Source organism: Nostoc sp. NMS9 (assembly GCF_017114995.1).
Taxonomy (GTDB): Bacteria; Cyanobacteriota; Cyanobacteriia; order Cyanobacteriales; family Nostocaceae; genus Nostoc.
Window position 1 is genome coordinate 1 of the sequence record NZ_JABXKL010000074.1, and the last position, 15,431, is coordinate 15,431.

Here is a 15,431-nt window from a genome sequence, read left to right on the forward strand (position 1 = left end):
ACCGAAGCCTTAGAGCGCTACGAAACAGCATTGGCATTCTACCGCGAGATAGGCGCTCGCTTGGGTGAAGCTAATACATTAATAGCAATCGGCGATGTCTTGCAGTTCCTCAAACGCAGCACCGAAGCCTTAGAGCGCTACGAAACAGCATTGGCATTCTACCGCGAGATAGGCGATCGCTTGGGTGAAGCTAATACTTTACAAGCAATTGGCATCTTGCAAGAAAATTTAACTTTGGGTTTAGAGTATTGTGAAGTAGCGTTAGAACTGTATACCCAAATTGGTGACAAGTATAGCCAAAGTCGTAATTTGATTTACTTCACATCTGAAATTCTCTTAAAACTGGGACGGCAAAAAGAGGCTGTAGATGCGCTCAATCGCGCTATTGACCTTGCTAGAAAGATTCCCTATGAAATCTTTGTAGAAGATGCCATAGCTAAACTCCAAGAAATCCAAGAAAATCACGAGTTTCATTAACAAAATCACGGTTTTCATTAACAAACTCACGAGTTTCATTAACAAACTCACGATTTTCATTAACAAACTCACGAGTTTCATTAACAAAATCACGATTTTTGCGCCAAATACTTAATAAATTGTTATATTAAATACTAATCCTTGAGGATTTCACTGAACTAAGATCCAGCTTTAGTGAGGCAAACTAGCTCTAAAGCAGAATAAAAAGGATACATTTATGTCTCGTCAAAAACGTACATACCGCGTTCTCGAAAAAGCTGAATTAAGAACAGCGGGACTTAAAGCCATCGATCCGACTATGGATTTTGGCGATGGGCGCAACTTAGAAAGCATGACACAATTAATTGAGCAATACCGTACCAAGATAGATGCTTATAATACTGCTCTAGCCACCATCGACTCTTCTAAAACTGAGATGGACGAATTGGACAAAAATTTAAGCAATCTAACTGAGAAAATGCTCATTGGAGTTGCTTTTAAATACGGTAAAGATAGCCGTGAATATGAGATGGCGGGTGGTGTTCGCAAAAGCGATCGCATCCGTAAAAGCACAGCAACACGCTTGAAAGCGACTTTAGAGGAAGCTACTACTAAGGGTGCTACAACTGCATAAAAGCGCCTCAGACTTAAGTCTGCACTATTGAAACAAAGCCTATTTTTAGCAGGTTTTTAGGCACGAACAGGAATTATGCAAAGTAGAACAAGAACTGCTAATCACTGTCATGCTTGAATTTTACATTGTTCTGTTGTCTAAAACAGCAAAGAAGGCAAAATTTAAGTGATTTTTTATACTTTACATTTACTTTAGTCATCAGAAACTTTACGTAACTCTATTGATATAATATATAAGTAAAGTCGGTAAAATTCGTGAGGTTTAACAGATAGAAATTAACTAAAATTGGCTTTAAATAAGAGTTAATATCTGTTAAACCAAACAAATTTGTAATAACCGCTCGATTCTTTATAAGCAATTATTGCTCAACATAACTTTATCTACTGATGAGCAACTTAAATAACCAAAGACTCAAACTTAAACTTCATCAGTTGCGTTTAGTTCCATATCTAGCAATTGGTTCTCTGATTTTTTATTTCAATTCCAACTTAGATTTAAACTACATAGTTAAAGGATATTTAGTCTTAATGGAATCTCAGCTATGTATAATCGTTATTTATTTTTTGACGGAAAAAGTCACTAATAAACCACATAAATAATCAAAAAACGACAGAATTTTTGCTTGTATTGTATGCCAATAAAGATTTATTAGAGTTAATTAAAAAAGGAAATACCATGAAGACTAAATCTACAGCAATTCTGCTTTGCTTTTTTGGCGGAGGGCTGGGAATTCACAAATTTTATTTAGGAGAAAATGTAGCAGGAATTTTGTACTTATTGTTTTGCTGGACTTGTATTCCAGCTTTAATAGCCTTTGTTGAGTTTTTCGGGCTAATTATAATGTCAGATACCGAATTCAATACAAAATATAATAAAGGTCTAGCAAGCGCAAGTGGTCCGGTATCTGCTAAAGATGCAACCAGTGCCTTAGCTGATTTAAAAACTCTTTTTGATTCTGGGATAATTACCGCAGAAGAGTATGAAGAAAAGCGGCAAAAACTTCTAAAATCTTTGTAAATTAAAATTATTAGTCGATTTATGATGTCACAATCTAAATCTTGGTTTCAACAAACTCCTGCTTGGGTGTGGTTATCATTAATTCCGACATTAGGGGGATTTGCGATTGTCTATGCAGGTTATAAATCTAAAACTAAAACTTGGGTTGTCATCGGGATTAGCATCTCTACTTTAGCTTTAGCTTTATCGGCAAATAGTTTCGCATTAGCGATCTGGATGGCTCAAATTGGCGTTGCTTTTTACCTTAAAAAATCTTATTTAATTAAAACTTATCCGAAGAATTTACCAATTCCAGAAGAACAAGAGTTAGCAAAGTTAGTTGCGAATACTCGTGAGAAAATAGATATTAATGAATGCTCCAAACACGAACTAGTGAATTATTTAGGACTACCGATAGTTTATGCAAATAACATCGAATCATTGATGAATGAGGGATATGTTTTCACTCATGTAGAAGAGTTAATAGAAATAGCCGGAATTCCCGAAAAGCAGGTAGCTCGAATTACACCACTGATTACTTTTAGCTACAACTACAAAAAAGAAGCTGATTTTTCTTGGAAACGATTAAACACATATTCAACTGATGAATTGATTACCTGTGGATTGGATAGAGCGATCGCAGAACAAATTGTTGCCGAAAGGCAGCAACGAGGTGAGTATAAATCATTGATTGATGTGAAGCAGCGCACTGGATTACCGTTCAATACCTATCGTCATATAGCTTAGAGGATATAGCTTAGAGGATGTTTGAAAAGTCATGATTGATGTATCAAATATTTTTTTACCCCACCCTAACCCTCCCCTTATAAAGGTGAGGGAACCGGATTTTCTTGTTTCCCCAATTGAAATGCACATACCAAATGAATATTAAAATCTTATAAAGGTGAGGGAAACGGATTTTCTTGTTTCCCCCTTTATAAGGGGGGATTAAGGGGGGTAATAATTCGATTAAAATCACAACATACCACTTTTCAAACATCCTCTTAGACTCTCGATTCTCCCGCCTTTTTCCAAAAAAGTTTAACTGTAAATCGACTACCTTTACCTAACTGGCTTTCGGCATGGACAGTTCCACCATGCAACTCGACAATTTTTTGCACCATTACTAATCCTAAACCCTTGCCTGAAGAACGACGGCTAGAAGTATTTTCAACTTGGACAAAAGGTTGAAATAATTTAAAAAGGTCATCAGAAAGCATCCCAATCCCCGTATCTACCACGCTGATAAAGATATATTCATGGGTAGAACTTGGCTGGACTTCAATCCAAACTTCGCCTCCTTCTTTAGTAAACTCGATCGCGTTAGTCAATAAGTTGATAAATACTTGGCGAATGCGGCGTTCATCGACTTGGATGGGTTCGAGTTCTTCAGGTACTTCTACCCTCAGCCGAATATTTTTCTGGAACGCCAGATGTTTGACAAAACTTAGGCTGGACTCACATATTTCTTGAATCGAAGTAGCACCTAGTTGCAGTTCGATTTTGCTGGATTCGGTGTCGGTAAAGTCGAGGATTTGGTTAATTAATTCTAGTAAGTTTTTACCGCTAGATTCGAGCATATTTAGAGACTGGCGCTGTTCTTCACTCACAGGTCCGTACACTTGATCCTTGAGTGCCTCTGTGATTCCTAGAATGGAGCTTAAGGGATTCCTCAGATCGTGGTTGATGTTTTCTAAAAAGGTGCTTCTAGCACGATTTGCTACTTCGGCGATTTCTTTAGCCTCACGTAGCGCGGATTCTGCACGTTTGCGATCGCATACTTCTAAAGTTAGGGCGACAATTTCCGCGATTGAGCTAATGAAGTTTTGCTCACTCAGTTCCCATTTTCGGGGAATATCAACCTGTTCAGATAATACTGTTCCCACCATTTCGCCCCCAACCCAAAGACTGGTATCAATTAGGGATACAATATTATTTGGTTCGAGCAATTTATCCCATAATTCTTGTACCCGTGGATCGGTGCGAGTATCGGAGACGGCAATGGTACGAGAAACCACCAAGGCTTTAAAATAGATTAAATAATCTGCAAGGTTGCGTTCTAAACCTGCCGAATGTCTCTGATTGCTACGTTCATAGAGACTTATGCATTGTAGCTTGGTGCGCTCGCTATTGAATAACCACACACTCACTCGCTCTACTTCTAAGGCATTGGCTGCTTTTTGTGCGATCGCTTTGAATGCTGTTTCTAAATTTCCTTCAACAACCGCTTTGTGATTTGCCAGTTCTACTAGTACTTGATGATGCTGTCCCAGTTTTCGCTCGCTGTTAATGCGTTCTTGAATCTCTTGCTGTAATTCTTGAGTTCGCTGCTTAATTTGCAGTTCTAAATCCTCATTTTTGCTAATCAGTGCAGTAAAGGTTTTGCGTAAATCTTGCGCCATCTCATTAAAAGATCCACCCAGCACTTCTAATTCTTTAATGCCCTGTACTTTCACCACTGAGTCTTCGCCATTGGGAAAATCAGTTAAATCTTTTGTCGCCCTGCTGAAGTGCAAAATTGGTTGAGTAATCCACCGAGCGGTGACAATCCCCAATATAATAGCTAGTCCCAACACTCCCAAACAGAGAAAAATTGTCGTTTGAATGTTGCGATTAATTTGTCCCATAAAGTCTGCTTCTGGGACAGCCACTATTATCAACCAATTGACATTTGGTTCGCCCTCGAAGGGTCTAACTTCTAAAAATTGCCGTTTGCCGTCTAAGGAAAAATCTAGTTGCTGTAAACGTTGAATTTGGTCAAAGTTATTAAATTTAGTTGCTAAATATTTAGCGGTTGCTTGAGTCAAAGAATTACCGCTTTGGGAAGCTTTCAACCTAATGGGCTTACCATTTTGGAGGCGGAATGGTTCTTCGGTTGTAGAACTTGCAACTAATAGCCCCGATCGCTCGATAATAAAAATTTGCCCAGATTTGCCAACTTTGATGTTTTGCAGCAAATCCCCAATTTGGGATAAGTGAGTCAGAGTGCTGTTGACTGCGAGTAGTTCGCCTTGGGAGTTATAGATGGGAAGAGAAGCACTAATTAGGAGTGTTGGTTCCGTGCGGGGTGTAAAAATCTGACTAAAGCTGAATTTTTTGGCGGTAACTGCTGTTTGATAATCAGGACGCGATCGCGCATCATAGTTTTTGATTACTTCTGGTAATTGAGTACGTTCACCTTGAGAGTCAATTATGTAGGTGTAGAGGTCGTACCCAGTTGACTTATCGGCTTTTCTGAGTAAAAATTGGCGATCGTTGAACTTCTCCACCGCTAAATATTCTTGCTCATTGCTTGCAGTTATTGCCAACGCATCTGGAAAAATCTTTAACTGCTCTATTAAGTATGACTCCCAGCTTGCCAGATTCTCTATTTTCAGCAACCCCATGTTAATCACATTTTGATTACTGCGTAGTATCTGACGCGGAGTTACCAAGTAAGTTTGTAAATTCTGCTCGACTCGATTGGCAACTTCATGACGTAATTCCCTAGCTACCTCATTGACTGCCTTTTGCCCGTTTCCGATTGATAAGTATGCAGTCAATCCCACAGCTAGCAAGATTTGCAGCAGAAACAACGCTACCAAGATGCGACTTAGAGGTACGCCTTTAAACAGGGAAAAAACATTACTTTGCCCGGTATTTTTGTTCATCTGCCCACTTCCCCTTCCTGTCCTGTAGTACTGAGTACAACACCTCTAGTTTGCTGTCCTGTGGGCTTATATCATGTCCGCTAAATTACTTATTAAACCTGAAGAACCCCACCCCGCCAAAGCTATGCTTTGTCTCCCCTCGCCGCAGGCGGGGAGGGGCTGGGGGTGGGGTGCAATGACTGTGGAAATCATAACTATTTATACGGACATGATATTATGCATAGTTTGTACTCGGTCGGGTCAAGTGCCAATATACCACTTCTGGTAAAAGAACAAAACGTTACTTAACTGCACCTGTAAATTTTACCAGCCAAAATATGACTAACGTCCATCACAAAGACAAAGACGCGATAAATCGCCGTCTCTACAATAATCAGTTCTTTGTAGAGACGGCGATTCATCGTGTCTTGCCTTAATTGTAAATATGAAAGAAATTGATGAAAGGCTGAATCAATTCGTAGTTAGTTGAGATTTATGAGTTATAACTGGCATTTTTGAATAAATCTAACTGTAGACAGATGAAATGTGAAACGTTACTCTTATCAGAAGCGTGTTTTTTGGCGTTCAGACTATTTTCTAGTCTAGGCGCTAAAAAAAAGGAGTTAATCATTTAAAGATTGCCTCCTAATTTTACTGCATCCTGCCCACAGCCACCCCCAAGACATAGGTTTTATCACTCATGCTCAACGTATCCACTCACGATTCTCAACAAAATCAGCAATTAATTGACAATACTGACTGGAACGTTATTGAAACGGAGTTTAACCCGACGCAGTTACATCATAAAGAAACTGTTTTCACTCTTGGTAATGGGTTGTTAGGAGTGCGGGGTACGTTTGAGGAAGGGTATTCCCAAGATTTTCCAGCCACACTCATCCACGGTGTTTATGATGATGTGACAATTGCTCATACCGAATTGGTAAACTGTCCCAACTGGCTACCATTGGTGGTAAAAGTTGCAGGCGATCGCTTTAGTATGGACAGTGGTGAGATTCTCAACTACGAACGTCGGCTCGATCTACGCTTAGGTTTAGTTAGCCGTGATGTGCGGTGGCGTAGTCCTAGTGGTCATACCTTAGATTTTCACTTCGAGCGTTTCGCCAGTTTAGCAGACCAACATGTTTTGGCGATTCGCGCTCAAATCACATCGGTAGACTTTGAGGGTGAAATTACCGTTGAAGCCGGATTTGATAGCGAACCAGATACTCAAGGCATCAACCATTGGCGAACCTTAAACCAAGGTGGCATAGATCAGATTATCTGGTTAAACAGTCAAACTCTCTACTCAAATATTCAACTTGGGATGGCAGCTAAGTTAGTGGTAGATGGTGACGAGACTAGACTCGTGAGCATCGAAAATGCTTCTAGTTCTCCCATTTTGACAACCACCTTAGAGTTATATCCCGGAAAAACGGTAACTGTAGAAAAGATTGTCACCCTGTTTACTTCACGAGAGACAGAAATCCCGATTGCCACCGCCTTACAAAGACTCGCTGATGAACCGAGATATACTACCCTATTGGCAGCTCACATTACTGCATGGGAGCAAGTGTGGCAAGACAGTGACATTATAATAGAAGGCGATCGCTTGGCTCAATTGAGCGTCCGTTACAATCTCTTCCAATTACTAGCGGTGACACCGCGTCACGACAACCGGGTAAGCATTCCTCCCAAAACCCTTTCCGGTTTTGCCTATAGCGGACATATCTTTTGGGATACAGAAATATTCATCCTGCCCTTCCTCACCTTAACTCAACCAGCCCTAGCGCGTAACTTGCTCACCTACCGCTACCACACCCTACCAGGAGCGAGACGCAAAGCTCAAGAAGCAGGTTATCAAGGAGCGATGTTTGCTTGGGAAAGTGCCACTACTGGCGATGAAGTCACTCCGCGCTGGGTTCCGGCTCCCAACGGTGAATTAATCCGTATCTGGTGCGGTGACATTGAAGTGCATATCACTGCTGATATCGCTTATGCAATTTTGCACTACTGGCAGACTACTAATGATGATGACTGGATGCGCGATTATGGCGCGGAAATTATCCTTGATACGGCTGTTTTCTGGGAAAGTCGGGTGCAGTGGAATCAAGAGCGCCACAGCTATGACATCCTAGATGTAATTGGCCCGGATGAAAATCACGATCGTGTTGATAATAATGCCTTCACCAATCTTATGGTACAGTGGCATTTGCAGTCAGCTTTGCGACTGTGGGATTGGCTCAAACAAGCTTATCCTGAAACCTCAGCACAACTAGAGCAAAAACTCAACTTAACTACAGAGCGTCTGCACCATTGGGCAAAAATCCAAGAGCGTCTATTTGTCAATGAAGATGCTCAAACGGGTTTAATTGAGCAATTTGAAGGCTTTTTCCAGCTAGAAGACGTTAACCTCGCTGATTACGAACCGCGTAGCAAATCTCTGCAAGGTTTGTTGGGAATTGAAGCCACCAGCCAAAAGCAAATTCTCAAGCAGCCAGATGTATTGATGCTCTTGTATTTATTGCGCGATCGCTACGACTATAACACTCTCGTCAGCAACTGGAACTATTACAACCAACGCACCGACCACAGTTATGGTTCTTCACTAGGCCCAGCCATTAACGCCATCTTAGCTTGTGACCTCAATCAACCAACCGAAGCTTATACACACTTTCTGCGATCGGCCTTGGTAGACTTAGAGGATGTCAGACTGAACGCAGCCGAAGGAATTCACGCTGCCAGTGCTGGAGGAGTATGGCAAGCAGTAGTTTTCGGGTTTGCCGGCATTCGGATGACTCAATTTGGCCCCATTGCCTGTCCCAATCTACCACCTAACTGGACGCGTTTGAAGTTTCGTCTGCAATGGCGTAACGAGTGGTATGACTTCGACTTACAAGCTGAAACAGAAGTCAAAGTTCCCCCCTTGGCAGATACACGCTCGAAAATTAGTCAGGTTATCTTCGACTTGGATGAAGTTTTAACCGATAGCTAAGAGTTTACCTGCGATCGTCGTTCGCGCAGCGTCTCGAAGAGAAGATGTTGGCGCAGCCATCGCTTTTACAAAAGAAACCTCTCCCTAGTTTTAGTAGGCAAAACCTTCCCTCTCCGATTCAGAGAGGGACAGACTTGAACTTTAGTTCAAGGCAGGGAGAGGTTCTTCTAGCGAGTAACTGCTGTTTTAATCTTCTTACAGATATCCACCCAAGCTTTATTCTCTTGTGCTGAGTTCAGACTGTCTAAAGGTTGATTCGGAGGGTGCGCTGACTGATACTTTTCAATTTCTGTTTCCTCGTAGCTGCTAAAACTCAACGGTATCCAAATAATCGTAAGTCCTTCGGCTTCAGCCGCATCTAACAATGGCGGTAACTCATTCTCGGCAATAAAGTCTGATGCTAAAAAATCGGGGCTAACCAACAATACTGCCACTTTTGCTGCTGCTAAAGCATTTTCAATTTCTTTGCGCCACTCAGCACCGGGTTGAATTTTGGTATCGTCCCACACAAGCATATTTTGGTTACGAATCATTGGTTTGAGGTGTTTCTGGAGTTTGGTAAGCCACTCCTGATCTTGATGACTATAGCTGATGAAAACTTGATTTCTGGTTATGGGTTCAGACATAGGTATTTGCAGAGTTGGTGACGTCGGTAAAACATCGTCAATTAGTCTGCGGACATCTACCATATCACCGCTATCTTGGCACTGGATTTGGTCGCGATTATTTTCTCGGAATTTGTACAACACGTCTCGGCGGTAAAAATGAGGCGTTTGACTATCCTTACAGCTTTCACAGTTGCAGGGAACAAGTGTTTGATATTGCAGACGTTCGTAAGAGTTATGAATTTTTTCTAGTTCATGGATGATAACTGCTAGCCGTTCTTTCTTGTTTTTTCCTGCTACGCGGACTTTAATTTCTCGTTGATTGTAGTGTTCAATCACTTCAGCACGGGTTTGGTCTTTAGCAAGAACAACGCCTGTTTTCCAAACTAGGGTTTGTTGTTCAATATCAGAGTGCATTTCGACTATAAAGCGGGTGAGAATACCTTTCGGCATGAAGTCATATTTATAACGCAGGATTAGATTATTGGATTCATCCCAATTGAAATCAGGTTGGTTGACAGAGAGTAATTGAGGTGCGATATAAGTGCCGGGACGACTAGGTATTTCGTAACACAGTTTAAATTTCATCATTAGCCGCAACAGTTCTGGTCGCATATCGGCATATTTGTTTTCGTGCCAAATATTTTTTAAATCATTGCGATCAAATTTACCCAGGTTTTGAATTACTTGTGGATTATCTAACACTTTGTAAACGGCATCTGTACCCCAAGTGGGCTTGAGAATCACGGTTTTTATTAAAAAGTCATCATCTTGGAAGTGAAGGCATACACCTAAATCATGCAGATAGTCACTGAGTTGGAGTTTTTCCTCCTGTTTAGTAAAACCATGTTGCTCACAGATGTTTAGATATTCTTCCAAGCTAATATATTCGCGAGAGTTACCTTCTAAAGCTTCTCGCACTTTCACCCAGGTTTTAGGGAGTTCTATTCCTACATGAGGTAGGTTAGTAATATAATACTTAATTTGCTTTAAGATTTCCGGCAGACCTCGATTAGTGGCCAAGTTTGTAGTAAGTGTTTCTTGAAAATTAGTGAATTCACGCCGTAACTCCCGCTCATTTATTTCTCGTTTGCGCTCCTGCTTTTCATTTTTGATAATTAACAAAGGACTATTACCGCTCAGTAATTCAACTACATTTAACCAGTAGTAAAAATCTGTGTCTTCTTTGCGAGTATCAGCAACCAAGGCATAAAAAGAGCGTTTTGTAAGGAAAAATTGGTGGGTAGCATGGTAAATTTCTTGACCACCAAAGTCCCAAATGTTGACCTGAAATTCTCTGTTATTGTCAAGCAAGAACTTCCATTGAATAATATCAATGCCTTCGGTGGTATTTTCATCTTGTTGTAACGTATATTTATTGTCTTGAATTTTTTTGGCTAGCGTAGTTTTACCTGCACCTCCTTCTCCTACAATGAGTAATTTGGCTTCGTAGAGGCGATCGGTTTGTTGTTCTATTTGTTGCCTGCAAAAGTCAAGAATTGCTTTAAACCCTTTCGTGATAATTTCTGGTGGAGGTGATTCTAAAGGATTACTGTCGAGGTTGAGGAATTGCAGGTTGGTGAGTTGGCCAAATTCCGGTGGCAGACTGCTCAGTTGATTATTGCTAAAGTTGAGGGATTGCAGGTTGGTGAGTTGGCCAAATTCCGGTGGCAGACTGCTCAGTTGATTATTGCTAAAGTTGAGGGATTGCAGGTTGGTGAGTTGGCCAAATTCCGGTGGCAGACTGCTCAGTTGATTATTGCTAAAGTTGAGGGATTGCAGGTTGGTGAGTTGGCCAAATTCCGGTGGCAGACTGCTCAGTTGATTATTGCTAAAGTTGAGGGATTGCAGGTTGGTGAGTTGGCCAAATTCCGGTGGCAGACTGCTCAGTTGATTACTGAAGAGGTAGAGCGTTTGCAGGTTGGTGAGTTGGCCAAATTCCGGTGGCAGACTGCTCAGTTGATTACTGAAGAGGTAGAGCGTTTGCAGGTTGGTGAGTTGGCCAAATTCCGGTGGCAGACTGCTCAGTTGATTACTGAAGAGGTAGAGCGTTTGCAGGTTGGTGAGTTGGCCAAATTCCGGTGGCAGACTGCTCAGTTGATTACTGAAGAGGTAGAGCGTTTGCAGGTTGGTGAGTTGGCCAAATTCCGGTGGCAGACTGCTCAGTTGATTACTGAAGAGGTAGAGCGTTTGCAGGTTGGTGAGTTGGCCAAATTCCGGTGGCAGACTGTTCAGTTGATTACTGCTGAGGTTGAGGTATTGCAGGTTGGTGAGTTGGCCAAATTCCGGTGGCAGGGTTGTTAAGCCTTTGCCAGAAAGGTCTAATTGTGTCTTCTTATCTCTGACAGCTTTTTCAATAATTTGCAGCAGTTCTTCGTTAGTCATTTCGGGTTTTACAGAGGCGATGCCTGACGACGAGTTGCTGCTTGGACGCGCAGCAGAGAAATTGAGCTAATTAATAATGTAGCCCGTATCAAGCGATTGCATTGTGGCGATCGCAGGCTCCTACGCCTCTAGACTCGACCTCAAAACCTCACCATTCCACCTGTGAACATCAACTGTCGAGCAAAAAGGGCGATCGCTCCACCTGTGAACACCAACTGTCGAGCAAAAAGGGCGATCGCTCCACCTTTGAACACCAACTGTCGAGCAAAAAGGGCGATCGTTCCACCTCTGAACACCAACTGTCGAGTAAAAACAGCGATCGTTCCACCTGTGAACACCAACTGTCGAGCAAAAAGGGCGATCGTTCCACCTGTGAACAGCAACTGTCGAGCAAAAAGGGCGATCGCTCCACCTCTGAACACCAACTGTAATAATTTATAAACTTTTCTGTTTCTTCTCTTGGCGCTCTTGGCGGCTTCTCTGCGAGACGCTACGCGAAAGCGGTTCGATAATTTTCATAATTTGCTTCAGATAATAGGTGCGATCGCGGTAAAATATTTAACTTGTTGCATTTGATTTTAAAAATCACAGCCAAACACTTTTAAAACATCTTCTTAATAAATGCTTGTGTTGTGAAGGTAATTTTCTCTGGTGATATACTCAACATCTAAGTATGATTCCGTACAGAAAGTTTTTGTTCAGAACATTTACGAGATGGGAACTCTAGGTAATAAGCTTAATTACAGTATCCCACCCAACACTGCCAATCATGTCCCATCCTGCTCACTCCACATTGGGCCAATCTTCTTACCCTCGCTTGACTAGAAGCCTAAGTGCTGTTGAAAGTTGGGGCTTTGGTTTGACAGCTCATATTTCTTGGACAGCATTAGTTCCAGCGATTCATGCTGCTCTCGGTTCCCAAGCTATTTTTGTCTGGATACCTGCGGTGATTTTCGGAATGCTGCTCAACTATCAGGTAAAACGCTTGGGTATGCATTTCATCAATGTAGCTGGAGGAACACCTAACTATGCTACCAAGCTACTGCAAAACTACCCAGGACTAGCTCGTTATGCAGCAATTGGATACCTCCTCAATTGGGTTTCTTACTTGTCAGTGAATACAATCGTACTCAGAGATTTAATTAAAGTAAATTTGCAGGCGCTGGGTATTACCTGTCCAGATATATTTCTGGATATTAGCTTTACACTGTTACCTTTTATCGTGGCGTTTAGTGGGACTCGCGCCCTGAGTATTTTACATTTGTTTTTTGTAATTCCAGCCTTTGGACTGCTAATGACCTTCTGTGTCCAAGGTCTTGGCTGGTTAGCGTTTTCTCCGGTGAGTCCTGGGTTTTTTCCTAGCAGTTGGTCATCTTTGAGCTTTGTAGATTGGGCAAAGTGGTTCTTTTTCGTCACTTATGCAACCTATAGCTGTGAAACGGCTTCTTCCTTTGTCGCCGATAGCCGCAACCCCACTCAAACGCTACGGTTTCTAGATGTTGCAGCCTGGATGATGCCACCCATCTTTTTGGGAGGTTCTTGGGTAGTGATGCGGTTAGCAACAAATCCCAACCTTAAAGACAATGCTTTTCTGAATCTTGCGGCAGCTTCCCTGCCCTTTTGGGGAAGATTCACTGGTGTAAGTGTTTCTTTTTTGCTAGTAGCTGCTTGTCTACTAGGTTCGGCAACGGTGGTTTCTAATTGCCCGCGAATTTTGTATCAACTGGCCTTAGATAACCACATTTCACCAGTATTTTCCGTTGTCTCGCGTCGGGGTGTGTTTGTCCCAGCATTGACATTAACACTGGTGTTGTGCTTAATCTATCTGATTTGGGGAGATGTCGCGCGAATTGTGGCTGTTGGTAACATTGGCTGGTTTGTCTCCTTTATGTTACTGCATTTGGGGCTTTGGCTCCGGCGCGCTCGCCCGGAAGTTTTGTTCCCTGGCATATCTCTGGCCATTCTGCTGTTAGAAGTTGTGGTGCTATTGGTGGGCGGATTTGCCTGGGGTTGGCTCAACTTGCTGATTGGGCTATTATTTCCCATTGGTGTTATGGGAATAGATGCAGTAATTCGCCGTATGGATTTCCCTGCTTTCCATCCTGATTGGTGGATGCGGCGATATCGCACGCGCCCTGTAGTAATTATCAAAGACTCAGTAATTCTTCAGGTAAGCATCCTGATTTTTTTACTGTGCAGCGCCGTGGCAGTTGGCTGGTTATTTGGCGTCAAACTTAATAAAGTGGCAACTGCCGGCGGTGAGAATATATTTGTGGTGCTACTGATGAGTGTGGCATTTGTGGGAGTAGCGATCGCTTGTTGGACAAGTTTACCACAAGTGGTAGCGATCGCAGAAGCGCGAGAAGCCGCCGAACACCTATTTACTGTCGCCCAAGATGGTATTTTAGTCGTAGACGATCGAGGCATTATCCAGCAAGCTAACCCAGCCACCGAATCGTTTTTTGGTGTCAACCCATTTGAGTTGCGGGGAAATCACCTCAACAAATGGCTACCCGCATTAGTCTACTATCCAGAGCAGTGGATAAAGCGTAGCGAACAAATTCTAATCGGCAATGGAAAAAACAGAACTCTGGAAGTTTCCATCTCAGACCGACCCCATCGGGATTTTCAGGAATATGTCGTCATTCTCCACGACATTACCCAGCGCAAACAAGCTGAACAGATATTGCGATACTCAGAAGCACAATTGCGCCAAGAAGCAAAGCAGCTAGTATCTCAATTGGTGCATAGTGAAAAAATGTCAAGTTTGGGGCAGTTAGTAGCAGGTGTAGCCCATGAAATCAACAACCCAGTCAACTTTATTTATGGCAATATCAATTATGCCAATCAATATATCCAAGATTTATTGAGACTGCTGCAATTATACCAGCAAAACTATCCTAATCCAGCAAAGGAAATTCAAAAAGAAACAGAAGCGATCGACTTAGATTTTCTGATTGCAGACTTGCCCAACTTGCTAACTTCTATGACAGTTGGTGCGGAACGAATCACAGAAATTGTCTTATCTCTGCGAAACTTTTCCCGGTTAGATGACGCAGAGATGAAAGCTGTGAATATCCATGAGGGTATAGATAATACGTTGATGATTTTAGAACATCGCCTCAAACCTAAATCTAACAATCAAACAATTGAGGTGATTAAAGAATACGGCAATCTGCCATTAGTAGAATGTTATGCTGGACAACTGAATCAAGTCTTTATGAATCTTCTCGCAAATGCGATCGATGCTTTAGAAGAGGCAGTGGAAAATGGTGAGTGGGAAGTAGGGGAAAAAGCGCTCTCTAATCCCCAGATACGCATTCAGACTAAACTCACTAGCGAAAATCAGGTAGTTATTCGTATTGGCGACAATGGTATTGGCATTCCAGAAAAGGTACAAAAACAATTATTTGAACCATTTTTTACGACTAAACCAGTTAATAAAGGTACTGGGTTAGGTTTATCTATTAGTCATCAGATTATCACCCAAAAACATCAGGGAAAATTAGAATGTATTTCTGCTCCTGGAAAGGGGACAGAATTTGTAATTGTAATTCCGCTAAATCAGCAGGCTATATAATTGTCAACATTATTTGACGTGGTTAAAATTTTAACCCAAATAAAATAAATAGGTACAGTTTTGTGTAAAAGCGTAGCGTTTTTAATACAATATAACGCATTAACAATGCAAGCCGACGCATTAACAATGCAGGGTATGGCCAAATTTAATTCGC

The 15,431-nt window shown here is 41.8% G+C and carries 9 protein-coding genes; 6 read left to right on the forward strand and 3 right to left on the reverse strand.

What is annotated here, in order from left to right; translation table 11 throughout:
• The 4 genes from HWQ40_RS22540 to HWQ40_RS22555 form a co-directional block, all read left to right on the forward strand.
• Nucleotides 1-477, forward strand: a 477-nt coding sequence (locus tag HWQ40_RS22540; RefSeq protein ID WP_292782045.1) for a tetratricopeptide repeat protein, incomplete at its 5' end; no start/stop codon positions are given.
• A 217-nt stretch (nt 478-694) separates the two neighbouring features.
• A complete protein-coding gene (locus tag HWQ40_RS22545; RefSeq protein WP_292782048.1) occupies nt 695-1,090 on the forward strand; it encodes a hypothetical protein in 396 nt (131 codons plus the stop codon).
• A gap of 627 nt (nt 1,091-1,717) precedes the next feature.
• Entirely contained in the window at nt 1,718-2,107 is a 390-nt protein-coding gene (locus HWQ40_RS22550; RefSeq protein WP_292782051.1) for an NINE protein, read from the forward strand.
• 21 nt (nt 2,108-2,128) lie between these two features.
• Nucleotides 2,129-2,833: a helix-hairpin-helix domain-containing protein gene (locus HWQ40_RS22555; protein WP_292782054.1), complete on the forward strand. Its 705-nt coding sequence runs from the start codon at nt 2,129-2,131 to the stop codon at nt 2,831-2,833.
• 257 nt (nt 2,834-3,090) lie between these two features.
• Here HWQ40_RS22555 and HWQ40_RS22560 read toward each other — a convergent pair whose 3' ends face one another.
• Nucleotides 3,091-5,736, reverse strand: a complete 2,646-nt coding sequence (locus HWQ40_RS22560; protein WP_292782056.1) for an ATP-binding protein — start codon at nt 5,734-5,736, stop codon at nt 3,091-3,093.
• Nucleotides 5,737-6,415: 679 nt separating this feature from the next.
• Between HWQ40_RS22560 and HWQ40_RS22565 the strand changes: the two genes are divergently transcribed.
• Nucleotides 6,416-8,707: a glycoside hydrolase family 65 protein gene (locus tag HWQ40_RS22565; RefSeq protein ID WP_292782059.1), complete on the forward strand. Its 2,292-nt coding sequence runs from the start codon at nt 6,416-6,418 to the stop codon at nt 8,705-8,707.
• Between the two features lie 167 nt (nt 8,708-8,874).
• On the opposite strand, the gene HWQ40_RS22570 is transcribed toward HWQ40_RS22565, so the two are convergent.
• Nucleotides 8,875-11,697, reverse strand: a complete 2,823-nt coding sequence (locus HWQ40_RS22570) for a COR domain-containing protein (RefSeq protein WP_292782062.1) — start codon at nt 11,695-11,697, stop codon at nt 8,875-8,877.
• 140 nt (nt 11,698-11,837) lie between these two features.
• Nucleotides 11,838-12,122, reverse strand: coding sequence for a hypothetical protein (locus HWQ40_RS22575; RefSeq protein WP_292782064.1), 285 nt, complete (start codon nt 12,120-12,122; stop codon nt 11,838-11,840).
• A gap of 344 nt (nt 12,123-12,466) precedes the next feature.
• On the opposite strand from HWQ40_RS22575, the gene HWQ40_RS22580 reads away from it, so the two are divergent.
• On the forward strand, nt 12,467-15,277 hold the full coding sequence (locus tag HWQ40_RS22580) for an ATP-binding protein (RefSeq protein WP_292782067.1): 2,811 nt from the start codon (nt 12,467-12,469) through the stop codon (nt 15,275-15,277).
• The last annotated feature ends 154 nt before the right edge of the window (nt 15,278-15,431 follow it).